The sequence below is a fragment of the Ruegeria sp. CF8 genome (assembly GCF_056537285.1).
This window is the reverse complement of record NZ_JBQFRG010000006.1, coordinates 61,593-84,659: the sequence shown is the minus strand read 5'-3', so window position 1 is coordinate 84,659 and position 23,067 is coordinate 61,593. Positions and strand designations below refer to the sequence as shown.

Below are 23,067 nucleotides of genomic sequence, written 5' to 3'. Positions count from 1 at the left end.
CCGACAAAATCGGCTGGTCATTGCCGATCGACGTCAGAACCGGGGCAACGGAGCAGCCTGCCGAAGCACTGCGGAAACCTGCTTGGTATAGCTTTCACCATCCGTTTCATGGCGTTCACCCACGTGAAGAATCAAAGGTGCGTGGAGGCGAAACGCCGCACGGCCCCCTTTGCGCGCCCGCAAAATCACCAGTTCGGCCTCACGGCCAGTACGCGCACAAAGAGGCAGCACTTCAAGCGAACCCAGCCTGCCGACGCAGGCCGCGATCATATCCGGCAGGCGATCTGCCTTTTGGATCATGTGCAGATACCCTTGCGGGGCCAGACGTTTGGCCGCCACGGAAATCCAGTCCTGCAAAGGTGTGTCTTCTCCCAACGCGATGCTGCGGCCGGTGTCGTTGGCGCGACTATGTGCTCCGGCCCGGTAATAGGGGGGATTGGCAATGACATGATCGTACTGACGCTGCCGGATTGCTGTTGGCAAAACTGTCAGGTCTGCTTCGACCAAATCCAGGTCTACACCGTTCATTTCTGCGTTCCGACGCGCCAAATCTGCGTAGGTCGACTGTAATTCGACCCCAGTCAGCTTCAAACCCGGCACCCGAGCGGACAAGCACAGAATAGCAGCCCCCGCGCCACACCCCAACTCTAACACCGACTGACCGGTCCGGGCAGGCACTGACGCGGCAAGAAAAACCGGGTCTACACCGGCGCGATAACCGGCTTCGGGTTGCAGCAGTCGAACCCGGCCACCCAGGAAATCGTTACGGGTCAGTTCTTTGTCTTCAAAGCGGGTCATCGGCCCAGCGGAATCTCGTTATCGCGCATCACACGTTCGGCGCGAGTCAGATCTTCGGACCGCACCATCAGGCGGCGCGGAAAGATTCCGATACCACCTTCGAGGATGCTCATATTTACGTCCATCTGAAAGCAGTCTATATCCTCGCCTTCAAGAAGAGCGGATGCAAAGGCCAGGATTGTCGGATCGGTACTGCGCAATAGTTCTTTCATGGGGATGGATGTAAGGGCAAGGCGAGGCGGAAGTCGAGCCTTGTATCAGGAGTGTGATGACCGTCGACATGATTTCAAAACCGCATGAGCGCCTCGCCGAATTGTTGGCGGGCGAGATGGAGGCCGTAAACGGCCTGATCCGCACGCGGATGGCGTCGGACCATGCGCCACGAATCCCAGAGGTGACGCAACATCTTGTGGAAGCGGGCGGAAAGCGACTGCGTCCGATGCTGACATTGGCGGCGGCGCGCTTTTTTGGGTATACCGGTGATCACCATGTGCGGCTTGCGGCCACGGTCGAATTTATCCATACCGCGACGCTGCTGCATGACGATGTGGTAGACGAAAGCGCCCAACGGCGCGGTCGTCCCACTGCAAATTTGCTGTGGGACAACAAATCCAGCGTTCTGGTCGGCGATTACCTGTTTTCACGCAGCTTCCAGCTGATGGTCGAAACCGGCTCGCTGCGGGTGCTGGACATTCTGGCCAACGCCTCTGCCACGATTGCCGAAGGCGAAGTGCTGCAGATGACAGCAGCTACCGATCTGCGTACGGATGAGAGCGTCTATCTGCAGGTCGTTCGCGGCAAGACAGCCGCCCTGTTTTCCGCCGCAACCGAAGTGGGTGGTGTGATCGCTGGCGCTTCGGAAGAACAAGTTAAAGCTCTGTTCGATTACGGCGATTCATTGGGGATTGCCTTCCAGATCGCAGACGACCTGCTGGACTATCAGGGCGACAGCAAAGCAACCGGAAAGAACGTGGGCGATGATTTCCGCGAGCGCAAGCTGACCCTACCGGTGATCAAAGCCGTGGCCCAAGCAACACCGGACGAGCGCGCATTCTGGGAGCGGACGATTGAAAAAGGCCGTCAACAGGACGGCGATCTGGATCATGCGCTGCGTTTGATGGGCAAATACGCCACGCTGGAAGAGACCCGGCAAGACGCTTTGGGTTGGGCAAACAAGGCCAAGGCGTCGCTGGATGTGTTACCGGATCACGAAATTCGCAGCCTGCTGCGTGAACTGGCGGACTACGTGGTTTCGCGCCTCAATTGAGTTGTGTGGCGCGGCACCACCAATCAGGATGGGCTGCGCCAATCTCATAAGCTGCGAAGTGTGCGTCTTTCATCGTCGGATACAACGCAAAGCAGGTTGACCCAGAACCTGACATGCGCGCGATAAGGGCGCGATTGGTCGCTTGCAGCCCGTCCAGAACCTGTTCAATCTCGCGCGCAGCGCCCATGGCGGGTACTTCCAAATCGTTACGCTGATCGTTTAGCCACAAGGCGCAGTCGGTGGTGTTTTGAAAATCAGGGATATGCTCAGGCATCGGCAGATTGTCTCGGCTCGCCAGCGCATTGAACACGGCCCCCGTTGGCACATGCACATTCGGGTTGACCAACAGCGCGGGCAAGTGCGGCAAGTTCACTGCGCTCAGTTGATCACCAATGCCCTGCATTCTGATTGCTCGGCTTTCCTGACAGACGGGCACATCTGCCCCAAGTGACAGGGGCAGACCCGGCGGGGCGTCATAACCCTGCCCAGCCAAAGCCCCAAGCGTGGCCGCAGCATCCGACGAGCCGCCCCCAATGCCGGCTCCATGGGGCAAGGATTTGCTGAGATCGATTTGTCCGGTCCAACCCACGCCCTCGGCGGCCTTCCACACCAGATTTCGGCTGTCCGCGGGGACGCCATCGGCAAACTCGCCGCGTACATCCATGGACAATGCGGGGCCGGGTTTGAACGTCAGTTGATCGCCCAAATCAGCAAAAACCACCAATGAATCCAACAGGTGATAGCCATCTGTCCGGAGGCCGGTCACATGTAGGGTCAGGTTGATCTTGGCTGGCGCAAACGCCTTAATTTCCATTAGCGACCTTCAAAGGCTCTGCACCTTCTTCGGCCAAAACGGCATCCAGCCCAACTTCGATCTTGCGGCGAATGCGCTCTGGGTCGGCTTCGCCATCGGTATCTTCGGGATCAATGAAGGACAGCGCCCGTTTCCACTGGAATTCAGCCTCGCGCGCACGGCCTACGGCCCAGTAGACATCGCCAAGATGGTCGTTCACCACCGGATCGACAGGCATCAGCTCAACGGCGCGTTCCATCTGCTCAACCGCTTCGTCATAGCGACCCAGACGGAACAGGACCCAGCCCAAGCTGTCGACGATGTAGCCGCTGTCCGGGCGGGCTGCCACGGCGCGTTGGATCATGTCCAGCGCCTCGTCCAGCTTCTCTTTACGCTCGACAAGCGAATAGCCCAGATAGTTCAGAACCTGCGGTTGGTCCGGGTTCAGTTCAAGCGCCCGCCGGAAGTCAGCTTCGGCCTGATCCCATTGTTTCAGCCGCTCATGGCTGATGCCACGGGCATAATGCAAGAACCAGTTGCCGCCCGCTGCGTTGTCCGTCAGCCCGATTGCAGTGTCATAAGACGTCACTGCCGCCTGGTAGTTTTCCTGACGTCGCTGCAGATCGGCCAAGGCCACATGCACACCCGGAAGGTCGGGGTCTTGCGCTGCAAGGTTTTGCAAAACCTCAACGGCAGCATCGGTTTTCCCCGAACGGTCCAGAACTTCGGCCCGGCCTAGTTCAGCCGCGTGGTGATCGTTGCTGTCTGCCGGAACCATGCGATAGGCAGAAACCGCCAGATCATATTGCTCCAGTTGATCCAGAAGATCAGCGCTCAGCAGAATGGCATCTACGTGATCAGGGCGTAAAAAACTGGCCAATCGTGTATAGAGAAGAACGTAGTCCGGCGACGCTTCGGTATTCAGCGCAGCTCCGACGGTAAAGAAAATCTCGGCCATGCCATCCCGCGCCGAGCGGACATGGGTGAAGGGGAGTGTTTCACCCGCCTCCAGCTGTCTGGTGTAGGTCTCTATGGTCGGGTCGCTACCGGCGACAAAGACGTCCTCGAGAAACTGAATGGCGTCTTCGTTCCGGTCCAGTTGCGACAGGACTTCTGTTCGTGCCAATGCCGCCCGGCGTGTAAAGCGCGCAACCGCACCGTCATTATCCGCAAAAATCGCTTCGGCACCTTCAAAGTCGCCGATCGAGGCCAATGCCATGGCCTTGTGATACAACGCAAATTCTTCCAGGCCGTCTTGCGTGGCTACCGTATCAAACTGCTGCATCGCCTTGGTCATTTCACCCTGGCCCAGATGGGCCCAGGCGACCATCAAGCCGTCCACCAGCGGTCCGACGCCCTGAGTTTCCGGGTTGCGGGTCAGAAGGACGTCAAACTTGCCATCTGCAACCAAATTGGCCGCAATCGCCATGCGCGCGGCCTGGCTGGGCAGGTTCGCTTCTTCGATCTGCTCGGCAATAGGTAAGGCGCGCTCAATCTCACCCAGCGCGAGGCGTGCCACCACAACGCTTTCCAAAAGCAACGGGTTTTGTGAATCGAATTTCAGAGCCTGTGCATAGTACCGCTCGGCAGCGGTATAATCACTTTCGTAAATTGCCTGCCGCCCGGCCAGATACGACCCTGCGCCCGAGTCTGAGAACGCCGGGACTGCGACCGACGACATGAGCAGCACGGACAGAGCCGCGCGACGAACCAGGGAAACCACCGAAATCCTGCCTTGCTATCGTTGACTGACAAACAAGCTAGGGCTTTGGCTGGCAAGAGGCAATGGCAGAGCCTTCACGACCCTGCCAGTGCCCAGTTTTTTGCTTACATGTTGGGATAGTTCGGACCGTCCCCACCCTGCGGCGTGGTCCAAGTGATGTTTTGGCTTGGATCCTTGATGTCGCAGGTTTTGCAGTGCACGCAATTCTGGAAGTTGATGACGAATCGCGGACCGGTTGTCTCATCCTCGACCACCTCATAGACGCCAGCCGGGCAATAGCGCTGCGCTGGTTCGTCAAACTTGGGCAGGTTGACCTTCACCGGCACTTCGGGGTCGGCCAGTCGCAAGTGGCAAGGCTGGCTTTCCTCGTGATTGGTCGCGGCGAAGGACACGTTGGTCAAGCGATCAAACGACAGCACGCCGTCGGGCTTCGGGTAGTCGATGGGCTGGTGCTTGCTTGCATCTTCGGTCGAATCTGCATCGTTCTTGCCGTGTCCGACCGTGCCGAACAGCGAGAAACCCAGCGTGTTGGTCCACATGTCCAGACCGCCCAGCATCAGCGACGCGGTCAGACCCCATTTCGACCAGATCGGCTTGACGTTCCGGACCTTCTTCAAATCGCTGCCGATGGCACCATCGCGCACTTCGGTCTCGTATGCGGTCAGCTCATCACCCGAACGCTCGGCCTTGATGGCGTCGAACGCGGCCTCTGCCGCAGCCTTACCTGAAAGCATCGCGTTATGGTTGCCCTTGATGCGCGGCACGTTGACCATGCCCGCCGAGCAGCCCAGCAGCGCCACACCCGGTGCCACCAGCTTGGGCATCGACTGATAGCCGCCTTCGGTGATCGCACGCGCGCCATAAGCCACGCGCTTGCCGCCTTTCAGCAGGTCGGCCACCATCGGATGGTGCTTGAAGCGCTGGAATTCCATGTAGGGATACAGGTGCGGATTCTTGTAATTCAGGTGAACCACGAAACCGACATAGACCTGATTGTTTTCAAGATGATAGATGAACGACCCGCCGCCGGCGTTGCTGCCCAGCGGCCAGCCCATCGTGTGCGTGACCGAACCTTCTTTGTGCTTGGCCGGGTCGATCTCCCAGATCTCTTTCATGCCAACGCCGTATTTCTGCACTTCCTTACCGGCTTGCAGATCGTATTTGGCGATCACTTCCTTGGACAGCGAGCCGCGCACACCTTCCGACAGGAAGACATATTTCCCATGTAGTTCCATGCCCGGCTCGGTGTTGGGTCCGTAGGAGCCATCGGCTTCCAGACCGAATACACCGGCGACAACGCCTTTGACTTCGCCGTTTTCGCCATAGACCAATTCCGAACACGCCATGCCCGGGAAGATTTCAACGCCAAGCTCTTCTGCCTGTTCCGCCATCCAACGGCAGACGTTGCCCATCGAGACAATGTAGTTGCCGTGGTTGTTCATAAGCGGCGGCATCGGGAAGTTGGGGATACGAAGCTTGCCCGCTTCGCCCAGCATGTAGAAGTTGTCTTCATGCACAGGCACATTCAGCGGAGCGCCCTTTTCTTTCCAATCGGGGATCAGAGCGTCCAGGCCACAGGGGTCAAGCACTGCACCCGACAGGATATGCGCGCCAACTTCCGAGCCTTTTTCCAGAACCACGACGTTCAGGTCGGCATCCAGCTGTTTCAGACGGATGGCCGCCGACAGGCCCGCAGGGCCTGCACCCACGATCACCACGTCGTATTCCATCGCTTCGCGTTCAATCTCGGCCATCGCGGGCTCCTTAGCTAACTTTCCGAATTGGCGCTTTCTACATGCGGTCGGCGCAATATTGTTTCACGGCTGATTACATGGTTGCAAAGACCTTGGTCAATCGAAACACGGCGTAACAATGCCGCTATTCGACACTTCAAGCTTCTGGTGTGTCCCCCATCAGATACCTGGGACCGCTACCATTGGATTTTATCCGGTCATCGGGGTTGTAAAGCGCACATTTTGGCAGACTGAGACACCCGCACCCGATGCACCCGTCCAGATTGTCGCGCAACCGCGTCAACGTATCGATTCGCTGATCCAGATGGGCACGCAGTTGCACGCTTATGTCCTTCCAATCCTGCGGCGTTGGGGTGCGGTGTCCGGGCAAGCCCGACAGCACCTCGCGGATTTCGGGCAGGGTCAGACCAAACTGCTGCGCAATCATCACAAAGCTCAATCGCCGAATATCTGCACGCTGATAACGCCGCTGACCTCCCGCATTGCGCCAAGGTGATATCAAACCCTGCGCCTCGTAGTACCGGATAGCCGACACCGCCAACCCGGTACGCCGGGCCAATGCGCCGATTGCCAGCCCTTCTGAAACAGCCATCACATCCTCAAAAAAAATACCTTGACCTAAAGTTAGGTTTAGAAATTACCGTTAGTCGGGACAAGCCAAAAAAACAGGAGATCCTATGATGGCAACGCTTGAACACACCAATTTCACTGTCCGCGACCCACAGGCTTCAGCCGCTTGGATGGAACAGGTCTTTGACTGGAAAACCCGTTGGGAAGGACCGGCAACCTTGGGTGGCTACACAGTCCATGTGGGCAGTGCGCATACATATCTGGCGCTTTACACGCCGCAAGACCCTAAACCCCTGGCCAACAGCAGCTATGACGTTGTTGGTGGCCTGAACCATGTCGGCGTGTTGGTGGAAGATATCGATGCGACCGAAGCCAAAGTTCGAAAAGCAGGGTTCGAGCCTCATAACCACGCGGACTACGAACCGGGGCGCAGGTTCTATTTCCGCGACGACAACGGTATCGAATTCGAGGTTGTACAATATGATTGAGATGATGTGGCTCTGCACCCCTTCGCAGCGATGGCACAGATCCCGGCATCCTGATCATCGCCACAGACCGCAGCCAAAATCCACAAGACGGCGCGAAGTCGCGAATTGATCGCTGCAACTGCTGTCCCCCCTTGCATTTCACGCAGTATTTGGGTCAGGTAACTGCCAACCCAACATTCGCCCCGACGCTTCCGTGCGGCGGGGCGACTCAATTTATACGTGGACGTAGAGAGTATGGAAAAGATCCCGATGACGCCTGCGGGCAATGCCGCGCTTGCGGCTGAGCTGAAGAACCTCAAATCCGTTGAACGCCCGGCGATCATCGAAGCGATTGCCTCGGCGCGCGAGTTGGGCGACCTGAAGGAAAATGCCGAGTATCACTCGGCCCGTGAAAAGCAGGGTTTCATCGAAGGCCGCATCAAAGAACTGGAAGGCATTCTGTCGCTGGCCGATGTCATTGATCCGGCAAAGTTGTCTGGGGCAGTGAAGTTCGGTGCAAAGGTGACCTTGGTCGACGAAGACACTGATGAAGAGAAAACCTGGCAGATCGTTGGCGAGTACGAAGCCAATATTGAAGCCGGCCTGCTGAACATCAAATCCCCCATCGCCCGTGCCCTAATTGGCAAGGACGAAGGCGACAGTGTTGAAGTGCGCACCCCCGGTGGCGTGCGTTCCTACGAAATTCTGAGTATCGAGTACGCCTGACCGGAGCGCATGTAATGTCGGGGCCCAAACCTGACCCGGAAACCGAAAAACCGACCTCGCTGGGCATCTATGATCGCCCAAAGGCGCCGTCTGTCACCGAGATTGAGATCGCTGCCCTTGTGCTCAGCCTGATCTGGCTGGTGGTGTCGGTTGTCTTTCTGGTGCTTCCCGAGCGGGGTCAAAACGGTGGGTTCATCGTCACCTTCCTGGCGGTGTTCATGCCCGTGGCCATGATCTGGGTTGCGGCCACAGCGATGCGTGCCAGCCGGGTCATGCGTGAAGAAAGCGCGCGGCTGCAAACGGCGATTGATGCGATCCGGCAGGCCTATGTGGCGCAGCAGCAGCGGGCCTCCAGCACTTATGAGCCTGCTGTGACCAAAAAGCTGGACGAAATCGCAGCGGCCACCCGGAAAACAGAAAACGCGCTGGCGACGTTCTCGACCAAGCGCACCAGTCCGACTGCAAGTGCGACGCAAGCTTCTGCTTCGGGCGACCAAACCTCGCTTGAGCTGGGAACGCCTGCGGAAGACATCGCGCCGCCGCTCAGCACAGCCATTTTCATCCGGGCACTGAACTTCCCGGAAACGCAGGATGATACCGAAGGGTTCAATGCACTGCGCGTCGCGCTGAAAGACCGCAAGACAGCGCAGCTTGTGCAAGCCTCGCAGGACGTTCTGACGCTGCTCAGCCAGGAAGGCATCTATATGGATGACCTGCGTCCTGACATGGCCCGGCCTGAAATCTGGCGCCAATTCGCCCAAGGCACACGCGGCCGCGCTGTGGCCGCGTTAGGAGGTGTCCGCGACAGGTCCTCTCTGGCGCTGACAGCGGCACGCATGAAACAGGACCCGATTTTCCGCGACGCTGCCCATCATTTCCTGCGCCGTTTTGACAAGATGATGGCCGAGTTCGAACCCACCGCAAGCGACTCGGAACTCAGCGCACTGGGTGAAACGCGTACTGCCAGGGCCTTTATGTTGTTGGGTCGCGTGGCAGGAACCTTCGACTAGGAATGTGCCACAGGCCAAGACATCTTGGTCGCGCTGCTAAAGCCGAAGAGGTATTTGAGAGGCCCGGTTTTTTCCTCAGCCACTGGCCGGAACCCTTCGCGCTCGTACAAGGCCCGGGCGCGCGGGTTGGTATCGATCACATCCAGCTGAACCTCTGACATGTTCCGATCGCGGGCCTCTTGTTTAATGGCATTCAAAAGGGCCGTACCCACGCCTCTGCCACGGGCTTCAGCGGCGACAAATATGCCATCCATCTGAAACACTCCCGGTTTCAGTTCACGTTCCAGCAGGCTTAATATGCAGGCGCGCCACATGGCCCCGAACCAGCCATAAGTTCCGGCAAGATCAGACATACTGCCACCGGCCAAACCACCGTCGCGCGTTTTGAACCCCGCCAGCCCCAACATATGGCCCGCGTCATCGCGCGCGACGAGTGCGAAATTCGGGTTCAGAGCGATTTCAAAAAAGGCCAAGCCTCTTTCATCGGGCCCCATGACCTTGTGCAGCTTGGACGAGAACGCCTGCCAGAACAGCGCCGCTGCCTGCCCGCGTTCGTGATCACTGAAGCCGGATGAAATTGCGATGGTCAAATACCAAAGCTCCCGTACGGTATGAAACGCACTGTATCGCCCGGTTTGATGTGCCGCGCGCCATCCTCGATTTCGACCAACCCTTCGGCCCAGCTGAGGCCGCTGATCCGGCCCGAGCCTTCCGAATGAAACACTTCGGCCCGCCCATCCCGCATCCTGGCACGCAAGTATTCACGGCGGCCCGGTTTTTTGCGTTTCTCAAACGCGGAAGGAACGTCAAACCCTTGCGGTTCCGTCCAGCCTTCGCCCGACATCAAGCTAAGCGCGGGGCGCGCAAAGATCAGCGTGCAGACCATGGCAGCCACCGGGTTGCCCGGCAGGCCAAAGACCGGCACGCCTGACCACAAACCCAAAGCCAGCGGGCGCCCCGGCTTTAACGCGATCCGCCAGTGCTGCATCGCCCCCGCCTCTTGCAACAGGGCAGACACATGATCTTCGTCACCGGCAGACGCGCCGCCGCTGGTCAGGATCACATCAGCCCGCGCTGCGGCTTGATCCAACCGGTCCCGCAATGCACTCCGATCATCCGCGACACGCCCCATGTCAACAGGCACAAATCCCATGCGTTCGATCAACGAAAGCAGCATCGGGCGGTTGGCATCGAAAATCTGTCCAGGGCCGGCGCTTTCTCCGGGTTCGATCAACTCATCACCAGTCGAGACCACCGCCACGCGCAGCGGCTGACGCACATTCACCTGCGCGATGCCCACGGCAGACAGCAACGCAAGATCGGCAGGAGTCAAGCGACGCCCGGCGGGCAAAGCCATATCACCTACCACCACATCTTCACCCGCGCGCCGCGTGTTCGCGCCTTTTTTCAGCGGGCCGCGGAAGGCAATATGGCCGTCTTTGACCGTGACATCCTCTTCCAGAATAACCGTATCCACACCGGCAGGCAGTGCAGCGCCCGTCAGGACACGCAAAGCCCGACCTTTCGGCACATGACCGTCAAACGGTATTCCCGCTGCCGCGCGCCCATCCACCAGCGGCATGACCTGCGTGCCATCCGGTGCGGGGCCCGTAAACCCGAACCCGTCCACGGCCGTGTTGGGCTGTGGCGGATTTGAGTGTTGGGCGATCACGTCCTCGGCCAGAATGCGGCCACTTGCCTTGGTCAGCGCAAGCGTTTCCACTGACGTGATCGGATGCAATCTGTCGCGCAGATAGGCCAACGCCTCGTCTACAGGTGTCCACTCCACCCCGGCAGGCAACGCGAAACAATCGTTTCGCAATGGGGGTGGGGCTATGTTCGGCTTGTCCTGAGCTACACCCAATATCCAACCTTCCTCTGCCGCTGAGACATTCAATTGCGTATCCAACTCCTGCTCTGTCAAACGCGACAGAGTCAAGGCGACCTGTTCGACCTGCCAGGCATCCTTTATCCTTCCTTGAGGAGGTTCGCCTAAGTTGAGCGAGGGCCAGATTTCCACAAAAGCAACTGGCTTATCCAGTGTTTCAAACGGCCAGACCGCAATCTTCCCTGCGAAAAGGTGGCGGAGGCGGTTCAGAACCGGCAGCCCCATCATTACCTGCCCGCCAACAGCCCCCGCACCTGCCATCTGCCAGCAGGTGAAGCTGCCCTTGGCCAGGGTTTCTACAACGCGACGGTCCGGGAAAGGGTTGGAATAGTCCGTTTTCCTGCGCGGCAAACCATCGATGTCACGACGCAAACCGTTCATCCAGAAAGGGCCTTTTCCGCCAAACTTCAAGTTGATCCGGCCCGCCAGATCAAAACGGTTGTTCGCCTTGGGTGTATCCTCAATACGTCGTTCGAACCAGTCCCACAAAACCAGCGGGTCGTCCGAACCCGTCATCGCCCGGGCGAACCCGGCCGGATAGCTAAACGGGAAATCAAACCCCAAAAACAGGCGGCGACCGGCCTCAAGCTCGGTACGGATCAGAGCCTCAAGCCATTGTTCTGCGACCTCCCGGTTGCGCAGGTACTCGGGCTCCAACAAACACCGCTCACGCACAATGCTGGCCCAAATCGCATCTTTGCGCGGGGTCGGCCCGGTGTCGTTTCCGCCAGACCAATCCACCATTGCAAAGGTCTGGAACAGGCTCACAAACCGACCTCTTTCAGGATGAAATCCGCAATCCCGGCAGTGTCGTCCAAGTCGAAAACCGGGCGGTCCAGATCTAACGGAATGTCGCTGGCTACGGCCCGAATAGTCGTGTTCTTTGGGGCCATCAGCGCATGGCCCGCCTCAGCGCGGAAAGCTTCGACCTTGGGGTGGTCTTCGCGCTTGAAACCTTCGATCAAAACCAGGTCAACCGGAGAAAGCCGTGCAAGCAGATCAGCCAATGGCGGCTCGGGCGCGCCGCGCAGCTCTTGCATCACGGCTATGCGCTGGCCTGAGGCAAGCAAGACTTCACTGGCCCCTGCGACGCGGTGGCGGTGACTGTCGGTGCCGGGTTGATCCACATCGACACTGTGATGCGCATGTTTGACGGTCGATACCGTAAAGCCCCGGCCAGTGATCTCGACCACCAGCCGTTCCATCAGCCCGGTTTTGCCAGCATTCTTCCAGCCGGTAACGCCAAAGACCCTCATGCCTGCTCCAACAACGTCCGGGCGTGATCCAGATCTTCCGGCGTGTTGACGTTGAAGAACGGATCAAACGGATCGGCATCGAACAACGCCTCACGCCCATCATGTTTGTCTGTCCATAACACCACCTTGCGCAACCCGTCCGTCAGCGCCGCCCGCAGATCATCGCGCAGCGCGACGGGCCAGAGACCGAATGTCGGATGCCGGTTAACCCGCTTGCCGCCGCCGGATTTCAGCGCCGCGTCGCCGGTGCGTGGGGTCGTAGCCAGAACCAGCGGGTGCACCTGCCCCTTTGCCGCTTTTTGCAATCGCACCACTAAATCGCGTGGGAAGAACGGCGTATCCGCAGCAGCGGTCACAATGCTGTCCGCGCCTTGCTCTGCCGCCCAGTCGAGCCCGGCCAGCACCCCGGCCAAAGGGCCCGCGAACCCTTCGATTGTATCAGGAAGCACAGGCAGGTTTAGGTCGGAAAACCGTTCGGGGTCGCCGTTGGCGTTCAGAGCCAGCCCACTGACCTGTGGGGACAGGCGTTCGATCACATGTGAGAGCAAGCTTTGCCCATCGATCTGCAACAGACCCTTGTCGCCGCCGCCCATTCGGGTCGCCTGCCCACCTGCGAGGATAATGCCGAGCGGTTTATTCATCACGTCACCCATTGGCACTCTTCCGACGATGCTTCTTGTCTTCCACCGCAACGGTTGACGGATCCACGTCGCGCAGCAGCCGGTCTTCGCCTGACAGGCAGACAAAGCGCTGTCCGCGCATCCGGCCGATCAGGGTCAGCCCAACCTCGCGCGCGATCTCGACGCCCCAAGCGGTGAAACCCGAACGAGACGCTAATACAGGGATACCCATCATAGCCGTTTTGATCACCATCTCGGATGTCAGGCGACCTGTGGTGTAAAGGATCTTGTCCGCCGCACTTTCGCCTTCGGACAGCATCCAACCTGCGATCTTGTCGACGGCGTTGTGGCGGCCCACGTCCTCCATATAGACCAGCGGGCGGTTTTCGCGGCACAGGACCGTGCCGTGAATTGCGCCCGCCTCAAGATACAGCGACGGGGTGCGGTTGATTTTAGAGGCCAGATCGTACAGCCAAGAAGTCCGCACCTGAACCTGCGGCAGTTGCACGTCCTCGAGCCCCTCCATCATGTCGCCGAACACTGTTCCAACGGCGCAGCCGCTGGTGCGGGTCTTTTTCTTCAGCTTGTCTTCGTATGATGTCGCGCGCGCCGTACGGACAACTACGGTCTCAAGATCGTCGTCATACTCCACGCGCGTAATCTGATCATCCGCCAAAAGCATCCCCTGATTGCGCAGGAAGCCCAGCGCCAGGTATTCCGGATAGTCGCCAATGGTCATCGCCGTCACGATTTCCTGAGAATTGAGGAAGATCGTCAAAGGGCGTTCTTCGACCACCGAGATCTTGCTGACCTCGCCGTTCTGGTCCACACCCTCAACCGCACGGGTCAGGCGCGCGGCGCCAGGATCGGGCGCGATAAGATAGTCTGACAGGTCGAATTCCGTGGCCAATTGCAACCCCTTCTCAAGACAGTTACTGCTGCTCGCGTCACCATAGGATTTAGCCATGGCCGCTGCCACATCCAAGTCATACTTCTGGAAAGGTTTTCGGGACGGAACGCCCTTTGTCTTTGTCGCCGTCCCCTTTGGTCTGTTGTTCGGCGTTTTCGCGACCGAAGCCGGGTTGGAAATTGTTCAAACCATCGCCTTTTCGGCGACGGTGTTTGCCGGAGCCGCCCAGTTCACGGCGCTACAGCTTTTGCAGGATCAGACACCAACAATAATCGTGTTGATCTCGGCGCTGGCCGTGAACTTGAGGGTCGCGATGTATTCCGCATCTCTCACGCCCTATCTCGGTGCGGCCCCTCTTTGGCAGCGCGCCTGTGCCGCCTATCTGATCGTCGATCAGTCTTATGCCTGTTCGATTGTGCGATTCGAGAAGGAACCTGACCTGACGATTTCCCAGCGCATGGCATATTTCTTTGGCTCGGTTACGCCGATCACGCCGCTTTGGATCTTAGCGACCATCATCGGCGCTGTCCTTGGGGCGCAAATCCCGGAAAGCTGGGCGTTGGATTTTGCTCTGCCGATTACTTTTCTGGCTATGGTCGGGCCGATGATGCGCACCTTGGCGCATGTGATCGCGGCGTTGGTCGCCATAGTCGTCGCACTGCTGACAGTGGGTGTTCCGTACAATCTGGGTCTGTTGATTGCCGGTGCGGCGGGGATGATGGCCGGTGCACAGGCCGAGCTCATGCTGGAACGGAGGTCGTCATGACCCAGATCGACCCAACTACCATGTGGATCATCATTGTGGGCCTTGCGGTGGGCAGCTATGCGCTGCGATTTACTTTTATCGGCCTTGTCGGGGATCGCCCGATGCCCCCCTGGCTGCTGCGCCACCTGCGCTATACGGCTGTCGCAATTCTGCCCGCGCTGATTGCGCCGTTGGTGGTGTGGCCCTCTGCGACCGGAGGACAGCCGGACATCCCCCGGATGTCGGCGGCAGCCGTGGCACTGATTGTGGGTCTGATCAGCAAGAACGTATTGGTGGCGATCTTTTCAGGGGCCGCCACGCTATATGGATTGCTGTATCTATTGGGATAACGCAGCGTCCAGCTGATTGAGGCGCGCGTTATTGGCGGCTAGACCTTTTTGAAGGTCGGCATCGTCACTTTCGCGGTATTCTTCGGTTACTACACCCGGCAATTGCGCAAATTGATCGGACAATTTGATCGGGTAGAAGGTCACATCGATCTGTTCGAACCCCGGCACCTGCTGAAGCAGCTGCGCAGTGGCGTTGGCACAGAATGCCCCGGCGACAGGGCCGGATTGTTTTGCCAGCTGCAGGGCGATTTCAGCTTGCTGCGGTGTGACTTGAACGGTCTGGATACGGGCATAATGCGTTTCCCGCGCGTGCGAGCTGCGATAGGCCTGCTCGACCGCCGGCGTGATTCCGTACAAAACATCGTCCTTGACCGGTACGATATCTGCTCGAAACGAACCAGCCGGGTCAAAGATCACGCGCTCGCTGCCCGAAATCATCAACGACGTATGCGCGCCTGACCCGCTGCGCGTGTTAATCATCGTGTACAGCGTCAATGTAGACGGCCCGGGGTCACTATAGGATCGAGCAACGATTTCAGCCCGATCCGCCTGCGGGCGGTTCGAAACAGCGCAGCCAGCGACTGTTGCTGCCAACAGGCAGGCGATCAAAACCCTGAACAATTTTGCCCTCGAAATGCTTAGGAGGCGAAAACCGCCAGGAACAGGCACAGGAAGGCAATCGCGACCACGCACCATGTGGTGGCTTTGATGAAACCGTTGAAAGTTTTGGTTTGGACAGTGATGTCCATCTCGCCGTGCTTGTGTTCAGCCATGAGTCTCAGAATCCCAGTTCGCGTGTTTGATCTGTTGGATAATAGAAAACCAAACGCCTGTCACCACGTCATTCGCGCGCAGGGTGTGCTTACTTCAGAACCGAGCACCCTGGATACCCAAACCCCCACCGCCAGGGCAAACCACTGCACGGCCCGCCACCGAACCGCACGGCTCCGTACATCGTATCTGCCGTAATCGCGTGTACGGTGCGAATCTGGTCAGAGGTCATGTCGTACCGGGCAGCATAGTCTTCCGCGTAAAGGTTTCCGTGCTGCACCACACAGGCGTGCAGGGCGTCATCCGCTGTCAGGCGCGCGTCATAGCTTTCCTCTGGCGACACCGCACCACCTGCGTTGTGGTAGGCTTGGTCATGGGTCACGCAACAATATTCCCACGGTGGGTGCTCTTCATACAACTCACCAACTTGTGGGAATTGCTTGGCCACCCAGCGCCAACTGGCCGACAAACCGCCCGAACAGCCATCTGTTTCGAACACAGTCAATTCGGTGTCTAAGCTTTGATCCACCAGCGCGCGGTGTGACGGCATCTCAAAACTGCGCATCAAATCCTGAGCGGACGCGGCCAGTGGCAACAGCAACAGAATCAGCGTCAGTTCAAGGGCTTTCATCGCGCATTGCCTCAGTATCGACCTGCAATCCAAACGTTGTAGCCAGCCATAGCAACAACCGCTCACCCGGCCCCATTTCTGCGCGCACGCGTAAGACCTCGTTGGCCATGGCAGGGCGGTCGGTGATCAGCCCGTCCACACCCATCGAAGCCATTTTGGACATCTGTAACGGATCATTCACCGTCCAGACGTAGATATCCTTGCCCGCATCCTGCACCTTGCGGATCAACCCCGGTGTCACCATCCCTGCATTGACCGCGACGAATTCGCCTTCCAGACCCGACAGGTCCCCAACGGCAGTGGCCGCCAACACGCCAGACCGCCAATCTGGGCGCAGCTTTTTCATCTTTTGCACCGCCGGATACTTCAGCGACATAGTCGCAATGTCATCCTGCATCCCTAACTCTTCCACCAGATTGATCACCCGGTTTTCGAGATCGACATCGTGACCATAATATTTCAGCTCAATCAGAACCTTGGACTTGCCCTTGGCCGCTTCCAGAACCTCGCGCAGGGTCGGCGTGCGTTCCGAGGCATATTCCGGCCCGAACCAGCTGCCAATATCGATGTCGGCCACGTCCTCCATAGTGGCGTCCCAGACCTTCAGGTTGACGCCTGCCAGCTTCATGAAGTCGCTGTCATGGGCCACGATGACCACATCATCGGCCGTTTCCTGCACGTCGATCTCGACCCAATCCGCGCCATCCTCGATCGCCTTCAACACCGCAGCCATGGTGTTTTCAGGCCGAATGGCCGCAGCGCCCCGGTGGCCAATGACTTCGGCATGATCCGGGGCCTGCACACGCTCCAACAGACCTTGACCAAACCAAATGCCGATACCCAAGGCGACCAAAGCCGCTGCGACGGTTACAAACAAAGGCGCGCGGATTTTTCGGGGTTCGGGGTGGGCTATTTCCTTGGCGTCTGAATCAAAAAAACCATCCAGCAAAACCGCAAGTGCGCCCAGTGCAGTCGCCGCCAGAACCAACCCCGCCAAAGACCAAAGCCCAGCGATAATCAGACTAAAAATCAGCGCAAGCCTGAGGCTGCCACTTTCTTGTATCGGCACCAGCGCAAACAAAAGACTGGCCACCCCTGCGATCAAAGCCGCAATGACAAGCCGCGTCGCCAGCCACAGGGCAAGTTCGATCTTCAATCGCCCACGCTGGCCTTCCATCCTCTGCTCGCTTTGCGAGAAAGCCGCACGGGGCGACGCACCTTCAAACAGCACCAGATGCAGGGCCAGTGCCCAACCGGATAGACGTCGGATCAATACCCACGCCAACGCCAGAACCACCAATCCAATCAGGACCACCGCCAACTGAAAGGCGGGCGGACGGAAAGTCAGGTAGTAGTTGATGTCATATTCCGTCAGCGTCCACCACGCGATCAGCCCAGCGACGGCCACAAATGGCAGCGCAAGCAGCAGAACGCGCAGAATGAACCGCACTGCAAATCCAAACAGCGCCGGAAAACGGGACAGGTTCAGCGCCAGCGCTGCGCTGCCCGCGCGCCAAGGGTCGCTTTCGCCCATGCGCAAAGACCCGGCCATGACCGAGAACACAAAGACCTCAGCCAGCAAAAACAGGCTTAGCACAGCGATACCAGCGATGAACCCGGCCGGAGACAGCAGGAACATTGCAATGTCCTGATCCGTCAGCGCCGTCTGATCCGACAGTGAAACTGCCAGATTGACCGCCACCGCGACACCGGGTGCGATCAGCGCCACCAGCAGCAAACGCACAGCAATGTAGATCGGGACAAAGACCATACGCCGGGCCCAGGCCCCGGCATAGGCATGTGAAACGGCTTGAAAAAATCTGCTCACGCGGCGGCCTCCGAAATGATGCACTCATTCAAAGGCGCGCAAGCGTGAATTGCAAGTCAGCTGTCTTCCAGATCAGCAGCCAGACGGAATCCGATACGGTTGGCAGGCTTGTCTTCGACCGATTTGGGCAATGCGCGCAGCATCACGTTCAACTGGCTGACATGCTGTACCAATTGCGTACGGGCCCCTGCCCCGTCCGAGCCATAGAACGTGATCATGTCGGGGTCGAAAAATCCCATGCCTTGAATCCGCATCACACCGGCATCCCCACCGGTAAAGCCCATTGCGACCTCGTGATCGCCATCCAGCGTCTTTTCAAAGTTCTGGATATACATGATCAGTCGCTCATAAGCCCATTGCGCAGGGCTTTTGTCCTCCACCGGCTTATTCAGAGGCTCGGGGAGAGTCTTGGTGCCGGATTCGGCTTTTGGATCGGCATGAACCTCATGGCAGCGCGGCAAGGCGGCGGCTTCGGCGGCCTCGGCCGAGGTTTCAATCTGGTCCTGCATTCTTTTCTACCCTTTGCGCTGATACAGCCAAGCCCCGTCCGCGCGCTGCGTTCGGGTCACAGCCTCAATGTGGTAGAGATGGTTCATATGTGCAACCGCCTCGACCAGCGCGAGCCCATATTCGCCTTCGCGGATTGTACGTTTGAACAGTGGCAGGAAACAGTCGGCGGCGGATTTGGGTTCGTCCAGATGGTCCAGCAAACGCTCCAACGCGCTGTGGTGGTTGTCGATCAGCTGTTTCATGCGCAAAGGCAGCCCGGTAAAGGGTAATTTGTGCCCCCCCAGAACAAGGTGATCAGGTCGGGCCAGAGCTTGGAGCCGCTCGCACGCCTCCATCCAGGCCGAGACCGGATCGGCCATGGGCTCGGTTGCATAGACACCCAGATTGGGGCTGATCGAGCTGAGAATCTGATCACCGCTGAGCACCAGATTGTCATCACGGCTCCAGAACGTGGCATGTTCCGGGGCGTGGCCGTTGCCCATATGCACATCCCAGTCCCGTCCGCCCATGCGGATCACGTCGCCCTGCTGTATGCGCGTAAAGCCTAGCGGCATGGGATAGACCGTGTCGGCAAAATTGAACGGACGATCCTGCATTCTTGCGTTCAGCACTTCGGGTGACATGCCAGCACTGCGATAGAAATCCAGTGTCTCTTGCGGCCATGTCTCTTGCACATCCAGCGTCAGCATCCGCGCAAACAACCATGAGGTTCTGCTGGTCACCAGCTCAGCCCCGTGTTCCGACTGAAACCAACCTGCATTGCCCACGTGATCGGGGTGATGATGCGTGACAACCACACGTTTTATCGGTTTGCCCGCCAACGGGCCGTCCATCAAAGTCTGCCAGATGCGCCGTGTCTTGTTCGAGGACAGGCCGGTGTCAACTACCGTCCAGCCATCACCATCGTCCATAGCATAGATATTGACGTGATCCAGAGCCATTGGCAGCGGCAGGCGCATCCAAAGAGCCCCCTCGGCAATCTGGATGGCTTGGCCTGTCGCGGGCGGTTCGTCCCACGGATATCTGATTCCCAATACGCGATCCCCGTCCATCAGGCTGCCAACTCGTCCACGCTCAGCGCAAAAAGATCATCTGCCCCACCCTGAACACGGGCCAAAAGACCAGAATGTTCGGGAAGCAAAGCCTTGATATAGTATCGCGCCAACTTGGCCCGTGGTCCATCAGGGTCGGCCAGAGCTGCCGTCAGGTGGTAATGCCCGCCCAGCACGCGGGCAAAAGCCTGCAAATACGCCGCCGCACCTGCAAAGCGGTCGTTCATGTTGTCCTGCGCCACAAGCCATTCGGTCGCCTCGCGCAGTGTTTCAGTGGCCTCCCAGACCGGACCGGCCAAATCGGGCATAGTGGCGCGGGCGCGCTCGGCCTGATCCTCAATCTCATCGAGAAGATTTGACGCGGCCTCGCCCCCATCCATCATCTTGCGTGCGACCAGATCCATCGCCTGAATTCCGTTTGTACCTTCGTAAATCGCGGTCACCCGGACATCGCGATAGAACTGCGCGGCCCCGGTTTCTTCGATATACCCCATGCCGCCATGCACCTGAACACCGGTTTCGGCCACGCGTATGCCTGTTTGCGTTCCAAACGCTTTGCCAATCGGCGTCAACAGGGCCGCGCGCGCAACCCAGTCGGCGTCTCCGGTGGCCTCGGCCATGTCTATCGCGGCAGCATTGGCCATCAAAATGGCACGCGCTGCGAAAACATCAGCCCGCATGTCCATCAGCATGCGACGCACATCCGCATGATCGATGATCGTGCCTGACGGCGTTTTGCCCTGCTTGCGTTCCTGCGCATAGGCCAGCGCATGTTGATAAGCGCCTTCCGCTGAACCAACGCCCTGACCGCCGACGCCCAAGCGCGCGTTGTTCATCATGGTGAACATTGCGGCCATGCCACCATGCTCTTGCCCGACAAGCCAGCCTTTGGCTCCATCATACTGCATCACGCAGGTGGGTGAACCGTGCAGGCCCATTTTGTGTTCAAGAGATACCACATGCAGGTCATTGGCCACGCCAGGGTTCCCGTTTGCATCCGGCAGGTATTTTGGCACCAGGAACAGGGATATTCCTTTTGTGCCAGGCACACCATCCGGCAAACGGGCCAGCACCAGATGGCAGACATTCTCGGCAAAGTCGTTGTCACCCCACGAGATGTAAGTCTTTTGCCCTGTGATCGCATACGTCCCATCACCGTTCGGCTCTGCTTTGGTGGTCAGTGCGCCCACATCCGAACCAGCCTGTGGTTCGGTCAGGTTCATTGTTCCCGACCACTCACCCGACATCAATTTGGGCAAATACAAAGCCTTAAGCTCGTCGCTGGCGTGATGTTGCAGCGCCTCGATCTGGCCTTGGCTCATCAGCGGAGCAACCTGCAAGGACAGGCACGCTGCGCTCATCATTTCGTTCACGGCTGTTGCGATGGTTATCGGCAAGCCCATTCCACCGTGTTCGGGATCACCGCTCATGCCGATCCAGCCCCCGTCTGCGATCGCCTTCCAGCCCACTGCAAATCCCTCGGGGCTTTTGACCACCCCGTTTTCAAGACGCGCAGGGTCCAGATCACCGGTGCGCTGCAACGGGGCCATCACCTCTTCACACATCTTGCTTGCTTCGGTCAGGATCGCGGTCACGACATCGACGCTGGCCTCGGCAAACTTTTCGGTCGCGGCGATCTGGTCAAACCCGACCACATGGTCCAGCAGAAACTGATAGTCTGAGATTGGGGCGCGATAGGGCATGACAACTCTCGAACGTCTAGAGGATCAGAATACGTCGACGGGCTTGGAATCAGTGACAAGCGCCGGTAAGCGTATGGGTCTTGATCGATTACCTACCGTTCCTCATGTTTCAGGCAACCAAAACGCGGCGTCACCAGATATGATCTCATCCGGCACTCAGGAACTGACGGCTGATCCCGACGGCATCGCGCGGGCGGCAGATTTGTTGCGTCAGGGTCTTCTTGTGGCCCTGCCAACCGAGACGGTTTATGGGCTAGGCGGAGACGCCCGAAACGGAAAGGCCGTTGCATCAATTTACGAGGCCAAGGGGCGGCCCAGCTTCAACCCGTTAATCGCCCATGTCGCCTCAGTCAGCGCGGCGCAGAGGTTTGTGCAATGGTCCGATCAGGCCGAACAACTGGCGCGCGCCTTCTGGCCCGGTCCGCTTACTTTGGTTTTGCCGCTGCGCGAGGGGCACGGAATATCCTCGCTTGTGACCGCCGGTTTGGACACGCTGGCGGTTCGGGTGCCTGCGCATCCCACCGCGCGCGCCTTGTTGACTGCATTCGATGGGCCGATTGCAGCGCCTTCGGCAAACCCGTCAGGTCAGATCAGCCCCACAACAGCAGATCACGTGTGGTCGGGTCTGGGGGGCAAGGTCGCCGCAATTCTGGACGCCGGGCCGTGCGGCGTTGGCGTGGAATCCACAATCGTCGGACTGGCCGGAGAGCCCACTTTGCTACGACCCGGCGGCGTCGCACTGGAACAGATCGAACAGGAACTGGGGGTGCATCTGCACATGCATCAATCCGGTGATCTGCTGACCGCTCCGGGGCAGCTTCAATCGCATTATGCGCCGGACGCGCCAGTCCGCCTGAATGCCGGATCGCGTCAGGGGGATGAGGTGTTGTTGGGCTTTGGCCCGGTAGATTGTGATTTGAACCTGTCCTTGGACGGCAACCTAACTGAGGCCGCCGCAAACCTTTTTGCGTCGCTGCACGAGTTGAACAGAACCGGGCGACCTATTGCGGTTTCTCCGGTGCCTGATACCGGATTGGGCGCAGCGATAAACGACCGGCTACGACGCGCGGCAGCACCACGCGACTGCTGATCAGGCCCGGCCAGCGCTGGCGGACAAAGTCAAAGGATCTACGCCCAATGTTGCCAGCGCAGCCTCCCATTTTTCATCATCCGGTACGTCGAAGACCAGTTTGGAAGCTGCTTCAGTGGTCAGCCAGCCATTCATGGCGATTTCGTCTTCAAGCTGACCCGGCCCCCAACCGGCATAACCCAGTGCCAACATCGAATTCAGCGGCCCGGTGCCCGAGGCAAGGTCTTCCAGCACATCAAGCGTCGCGGTCATGCTGAACTCTTCCGAGATCTGCATCGAATGCAAGTTGGCCTCATAGTCGGCGCTGTGCAGAACAAAGCCGCGCGACATCTCGACAGGGCCGCCAAAATGAACCAGCCGTTCGCCAACAACCGGAATACGGCACGCAATGTTCAATTGGCCCAGCAAGGTCTTGATACGCAGATCCGAGGGTTTGTTGATGATCAGCCCCATGGCGCCGTCATCACCGTGGCTGCACATGTAAACCACCGAATGTTCGAATCGCGGGTCGCCCATACCGGGCATCGCAATCAACAGTTTTCCGGTCAGATCCATGGGACGCCATCTCTTTCTCAACTCTGTCAACAATGGCCCCGCCACCCCTG

At 58.7% G+C, this 23,067-nt stretch carries 26 protein-coding genes; 7 read left to right on the top strand and 19 right to left on the bottom strand.

What is annotated here, in order from left to right; genetic code table 11:
* Nucleotides 1-33 precede the first annotated feature (33 nt).
* Complete coding sequence (locus tag ACR0EV_RS14780; RefSeq protein ID WP_480800785.1) at nucleotides 34-798, bottom strand: tRNA1(Val) (adenine(37)-N6)-methyltransferase; 765 nt, start codon at nucleotides 796-798, stop codon at nucleotides 34-36.
* The gene (locus ACR0EV_RS14775) at nucleotides 795-1,010 is read right to left on the bottom strand and encodes a putative signal transducing protein (protein ID WP_152456800.1); all 216 of its coding nucleotides are present in this window, start codon (nucleotides 1,008-1,010) and stop codon (nucleotides 795-797) included. The genes ACR0EV_RS14780 and ACR0EV_RS14775 overlap by 4 nt, the downstream gene beginning before the upstream one ends.
* Nucleotides 1,011-1,066: 56 nt before the next feature.
* On the opposite strand from ACR0EV_RS14775, the gene ACR0EV_RS14770 reads away from it, so the two are divergent.
* Nucleotides 1,067-2,065 (top strand): polyprenyl synthetase family protein, encoded by a 999-nt coding sequence (locus tag ACR0EV_RS14770; RefSeq protein ID WP_480800784.1) that lies wholly within the window; start codon nucleotides 1,067-1,069, stop codon nucleotides 2,063-2,065.
* Here the strand turns inward: ACR0EV_RS14770 and ACR0EV_RS14765 are convergent.
* From ACR0EV_RS14765 to soxR, 4 genes are all read right to left on the bottom strand, one after another.
* Nucleotides 2,058-2,879, bottom strand: coding sequence for a 4-(cytidine 5'-diphospho)-2-C-methyl-D-erythritol kinase (locus ACR0EV_RS14765; protein ID WP_480800783.1), 822 nt, complete (start codon nucleotides 2,877-2,879; stop codon nucleotides 2,058-2,060). The two genes, ACR0EV_RS14770 and ACR0EV_RS14765, sit on opposite strands and share 8 nt — an antisense overlap.
* A complete protein-coding gene (locus ACR0EV_RS14760; RefSeq protein ID WP_480800971.1) occupies nucleotides 2,869-4,539 on the bottom strand; it encodes a tetratricopeptide repeat protein in 1,671 nt (556 codons plus the stop codon). Before ACR0EV_RS14760 ends, ACR0EV_RS14765 begins: the two co-directional genes overlap by 11 nt.
* Before the next feature lie 146 nt (nucleotides 4,540-4,685).
* On the bottom strand, nucleotides 4,686-6,335 hold the full coding sequence (locus ACR0EV_RS14755) for an electron transfer flavoprotein-ubiquinone oxidoreductase (RefSeq protein ID WP_480800782.1): 1,650 nt from the start codon (nucleotides 6,333-6,335) through the stop codon (nucleotides 4,686-4,688).
* A gap of 136 nt (nucleotides 6,336-6,471) precedes the next feature.
* Nucleotides 6,472-6,927 (bottom strand): redox-sensitive transcriptional activator SoxR, encoded by a 456-nt coding sequence (gene soxR / locus ACR0EV_RS14750; protein ID WP_480800781.1) that lies wholly within the window; start codon nucleotides 6,925-6,927, stop codon nucleotides 6,472-6,474.
* Between the two features lie 85 nt (nucleotides 6,928-7,012).
* Here soxR and ACR0EV_RS14745 point away from each other — a divergent pair, with 85 nt between their 5' ends.
* From ACR0EV_RS14745 to ACR0EV_RS14735, 3 genes are all read left to right on the top strand, one after another.
* Nucleotides 7,013-7,393, top strand: coding sequence for a VOC family protein (locus ACR0EV_RS14745; protein ID WP_480800780.1), 381 nt, complete (start codon nucleotides 7,013-7,015; stop codon nucleotides 7,391-7,393).
* Nucleotides 7,394-7,627: 234 nt separating this feature from the next.
* Nucleotides 7,628-8,098 (top strand): transcription elongation factor GreA, encoded by a 471-nt coding sequence (gene greA, locus ACR0EV_RS14740; RefSeq protein WP_171669074.1) that lies wholly within the window; start codon nucleotides 7,628-7,630, stop codon nucleotides 8,096-8,098.
* A gap of 14 nt (nucleotides 8,099-8,112) precedes the next feature.
* Complete coding sequence (locus ACR0EV_RS14735; protein ID WP_480800779.1) at nucleotides 8,113-9,108, top strand: hypothetical protein; 996 nt, start codon at nucleotides 8,113-8,115, stop codon at nucleotides 9,106-9,108.
* Here ACR0EV_RS14735 and ACR0EV_RS14730 read toward each other — a convergent pair.
* From ACR0EV_RS14730 to ACR0EV_RS14710, 5 genes are read right to left on the bottom strand one after another with little or no spacing between them, the layout of a single operon-like run.
* Nucleotides 9,105-9,698, bottom strand: coding sequence for a GNAT family N-acetyltransferase (locus ACR0EV_RS14730; RefSeq protein WP_480800778.1), 594 nt, complete (start codon nucleotides 9,696-9,698; stop codon nucleotides 9,105-9,107). The two genes, ACR0EV_RS14735 and ACR0EV_RS14730, sit on opposite strands and share 4 nt — an antisense overlap.
* Nucleotides 9,695-11,740: a molybdopterin-binding protein gene (locus ACR0EV_RS14725; RefSeq protein WP_480800970.1), complete on the bottom strand. Its 2,046-nt coding sequence runs from the start codon at nucleotides 11,738-11,740 to the stop codon at nucleotides 9,695-9,697. Before ACR0EV_RS14725 ends, ACR0EV_RS14730 begins: the two co-directional genes overlap by 4 nt.
* Nucleotides 11,741-11,760: 20 nt before the next feature.
* Nucleotides 11,761-12,252, bottom strand: coding sequence for a molybdopterin-guanine dinucleotide biosynthesis protein B (mobB, locus tag ACR0EV_RS14720; protein WP_480800777.1), 492 nt, complete (start codon nucleotides 12,250-12,252; stop codon nucleotides 11,761-11,763).
* Nucleotides 12,249-12,893: a molybdenum cofactor guanylyltransferase MobA gene (gene mobA, locus ACR0EV_RS14715; protein ID WP_480800776.1), complete on the bottom strand. Its 645-nt coding sequence runs from the start codon at nucleotides 12,891-12,893 to the stop codon at nucleotides 12,249-12,251. Before mobA ends, mobB begins: the two co-directional genes overlap by 4 nt.
* 4 nt (nucleotides 12,894-12,897) lie before the next feature.
* A complete protein-coding gene (locus tag ACR0EV_RS14710; RefSeq protein WP_480800775.1) occupies nucleotides 12,898-13,839 on the bottom strand; it encodes a formate dehydrogenase accessory sulfurtransferase FdhD in 942 nt (313 codons plus the stop codon).
* Here ACR0EV_RS14710 and ACR0EV_RS14705 point away from each other — a divergent pair.
* Nucleotides 13,838-14,548, top strand: a complete 711-nt coding sequence (locus ACR0EV_RS14705; protein WP_480800774.1) for an AzlC family ABC transporter permease — start codon at nucleotides 13,838-13,840, stop codon at nucleotides 14,546-14,548. The two genes, ACR0EV_RS14710 and ACR0EV_RS14705, sit on opposite strands and share 2 nt — an antisense overlap.
* Nucleotides 14,545-14,877, top strand: coding sequence for an AzlD domain-containing protein (locus tag ACR0EV_RS14700; RefSeq protein WP_480800773.1), 333 nt, complete (start codon nucleotides 14,545-14,547; stop codon nucleotides 14,875-14,877). Before ACR0EV_RS14705 ends, ACR0EV_RS14700 begins: the two co-directional genes overlap by 4 nt.
* On the opposite strand, the gene ACR0EV_RS14695 is transcribed toward ACR0EV_RS14700, so the two are convergent.
* From ACR0EV_RS14695 to ACR0EV_RS14665, 7 genes are all read right to left on the bottom strand, one after another.
* Nucleotides 14,866-15,498, bottom strand: coding sequence for a hypothetical protein (locus ACR0EV_RS14695; RefSeq protein WP_480800772.1), 633 nt, complete (start codon nucleotides 15,496-15,498; stop codon nucleotides 14,866-14,868). The two genes, ACR0EV_RS14700 and ACR0EV_RS14695, sit on opposite strands and share 12 nt — an antisense overlap.
* 17 nt (nucleotides 15,499-15,515) lie before the next feature.
* Nucleotides 15,516-15,650, bottom strand: a complete 135-nt coding sequence (locus ACR0EV_RS14690; protein WP_050604020.1) for an aa3-type cytochrome c oxidase subunit IV — start codon at nucleotides 15,648-15,650, stop codon at nucleotides 15,516-15,518.
* Between the two features lie 89 nt (nucleotides 15,651-15,739).
* On the bottom strand, nucleotides 15,740-16,279 hold the full coding sequence (locus ACR0EV_RS14685; protein ID WP_480800771.1) for a hypothetical protein: 540 nt from the start codon (nucleotides 16,277-16,279) through the stop codon (nucleotides 15,740-15,742).
* Nucleotides 16,266-18,050, bottom strand: coding sequence for a glycerophosphodiester phosphodiesterase family protein (locus tag ACR0EV_RS14680; protein ID WP_480800969.1), 1,785 nt, complete (start codon nucleotides 18,048-18,050; stop codon nucleotides 16,266-16,268). Before ACR0EV_RS14680 ends, ACR0EV_RS14685 begins: the two co-directional genes overlap by 14 nt.
* Before the next feature lie 113 nt (nucleotides 18,051-18,163).
* Entirely contained in the window at nucleotides 18,164-18,616 is a 453-nt protein-coding gene (locus ACR0EV_RS14675) for a DUF6173 family protein (protein WP_480800770.1), read from the bottom strand.
* 6 nt (nucleotides 18,617-18,622) lie between these two features.
* The gene (locus ACR0EV_RS14670) at nucleotides 18,623-19,669 is read right to left on the bottom strand and encodes an MBL fold metallo-hydrolase (RefSeq protein ID WP_480800769.1); all 1,047 of its coding nucleotides are present in this window, start codon (nucleotides 19,667-19,669) and stop codon (nucleotides 18,623-18,625) included.
* Nucleotides 19,669-21,372: an acyl-CoA dehydrogenase gene (locus ACR0EV_RS14665; RefSeq protein WP_480800768.1), complete on the bottom strand. Its 1,704-nt coding sequence runs from the start codon at nucleotides 21,370-21,372 to the stop codon at nucleotides 19,669-19,671. Before ACR0EV_RS14665 ends, ACR0EV_RS14670 begins: the two co-directional genes overlap by 1 nt.
* Before the next feature lie 139 nt (nucleotides 21,373-21,511).
* On the opposite strand from ACR0EV_RS14665, the gene ACR0EV_RS14660 reads away from it, so the two are divergent.
* Nucleotides 21,512-22,462, top strand: a complete 951-nt coding sequence (locus ACR0EV_RS14660) for an L-threonylcarbamoyladenylate synthase (RefSeq protein WP_480800968.1) — start codon at nucleotides 21,512-21,514, stop codon at nucleotides 22,460-22,462.
* On the opposite strand, the gene ACR0EV_RS14655 is transcribed toward ACR0EV_RS14660, so the two are convergent.
* The gene (locus tag ACR0EV_RS14655) at nucleotides 22,463-23,017 is read right to left on the bottom strand and encodes a YqgE/AlgH family protein (RefSeq protein ID WP_480800767.1); all 555 of its coding nucleotides are present in this window, start codon (nucleotides 23,015-23,017) and stop codon (nucleotides 22,463-22,465) included.
* Nucleotides 23,018-23,067 lie beyond the last annotated feature (50 nt).

Bases quoted from the DNA above. Each gene is read 5' to 3' on its own strand.
- ACR0EV_RS14780 (WP_480800785.1), bottom strand. From the start codon at position 798: ATGACCCGCTTTGAAGACAAAGAACTGACCCGTAACGATTTCCTGGGT.
- ACR0EV_RS14775 (WP_152456800.1), bottom strand. From the start codon at position 1,010: ATGAAAGAACTATTGCGCAGTACCGATCCGACAATCCTGGCCTTTGCA.
- ACR0EV_RS14770 (WP_480800784.1), top strand. From the start codon at position 1,067: ATGACCGTCGACATGATTTCAAAACCGCATGAGCGCCTCGCCGAATTG.
- ACR0EV_RS14765 (WP_480800783.1), bottom strand. From the start codon at position 2,879: ATGGAAATTAAGGCGTTTGCGCCAGCCAAGATCAACCTGACCCTACAT.
- ACR0EV_RS14760 (WP_480800971.1), bottom strand. From the start codon at position 4,539: ATGTCGTCGGTCGCAGTCCCGGCGTTCTCAGACTCGGGCGCAGGGTCG.
- ACR0EV_RS14755 (WP_480800782.1), bottom strand. From the start codon at position 6,335: ATGGCCGAGATTGAACGCGAAGCGATGGAATACGACGTGGTGATCGTG.
- soxR (WP_480800781.1), bottom strand. From the start codon at position 6,927: ATGGCTGTTTCAGAAGGGCTGGCAATCGGCGCATTGGCCCGGCGTACC.
- ACR0EV_RS14745 (WP_480800780.1), top strand. From the start codon at position 7,013: ATGATGGCAACGCTTGAACACACCAATTTCACTGTCCGCGACCCACAG.
- greA (WP_171669074.1), top strand. From the start codon at position 7,628: ATGGAAAAGATCCCGATGACGCCTGCGGGCAATGCCGCGCTTGCGGCT.
- ACR0EV_RS14735 (WP_480800779.1), top strand. From the start codon at position 8,113: ATGTCGGGGCCCAAACCTGACCCGGAAACCGAAAAACCGACCTCGCTG.
- ACR0EV_RS14725 (WP_480800970.1), bottom strand. From the start codon at position 11,740: ATGGTGGATTGGTCTGGCGGAAACGACACCGGGCCGACCCCGCGCAAA.
- mobB (WP_480800777.1), bottom strand. From the start codon at position 12,252: ATGAGGGTCTTTGGCGTTACCGGCTGGAAGAATGCTGGCAAAACCGGG.
- mobA (WP_480800776.1), bottom strand. From the start codon at position 12,893: ATGAATAAACCGCTCGGCATTATCCTCGCAGGTGGGCAGGCGACCCGA.
- ACR0EV_RS14705 (WP_480800774.1), top strand. From the start codon at position 13,838: ATGGCCGCTGCCACATCCAAGTCATACTTCTGGAAAGGTTTTCGGGAC.
- ACR0EV_RS14710 (WP_480800775.1), bottom strand. From the start codon at position 13,839: ATGGCTAAATCCTATGGTGACGCGAGCAGCAGTAACTGTCTTGAGAAG.
- ACR0EV_RS14700 (WP_480800773.1), top strand. From the start codon at position 14,545: ATGACCCAGATCGACCCAACTACCATGTGGATCATCATTGTGGGCCTT.
- ACR0EV_RS14690 (WP_050604020.1), bottom strand. From the start codon at position 15,650: ATGGCTGAACACAAGCACGGCGAGATGGACATCACTGTCCAAACCAAA.
- ACR0EV_RS14685 (WP_480800771.1), bottom strand. From the start codon at position 16,279: ATGAAAGCCCTTGAACTGACGCTGATTCTGTTGCTGTTGCCACTGGCC.
- ACR0EV_RS14680 (WP_480800969.1), bottom strand. From the start codon at position 18,050: ATGGTCTTTGTCCCGATCTACATTGCTGTGCGTTTGCTGCTGGTGGCG.
- ACR0EV_RS14675 (WP_480800770.1), bottom strand. From the start codon at position 18,616: ATGCAGGACCAGATTGAAACCTCGGCCGAGGCCGCCGAAGCCGCCGCC.
- ACR0EV_RS14670 (WP_480800769.1), bottom strand. From the start codon at position 19,669: ATGGACGGGGATCGCGTATTGGGAATCAGATATCCGTGGGACGAACCG.
- ACR0EV_RS14665 (WP_480800768.1), bottom strand. From the start codon at position 21,372: ATGCCCTATCGCGCCCCAATCTCAGACTATCAGTTTCTGCTGGACCAT.
- ACR0EV_RS14660 (WP_480800968.1), top strand. From the start codon at position 21,512: ATGATCTCATCCGGCACTCAGGAACTGACGGCTGATCCCGACGGCATC.
- ACR0EV_RS14655 (WP_480800767.1), bottom strand. From the start codon at position 23,017: ATGGATCTGACCGGAAAACTGTTGATTGCGATGCCCGGTATGGGCGAC.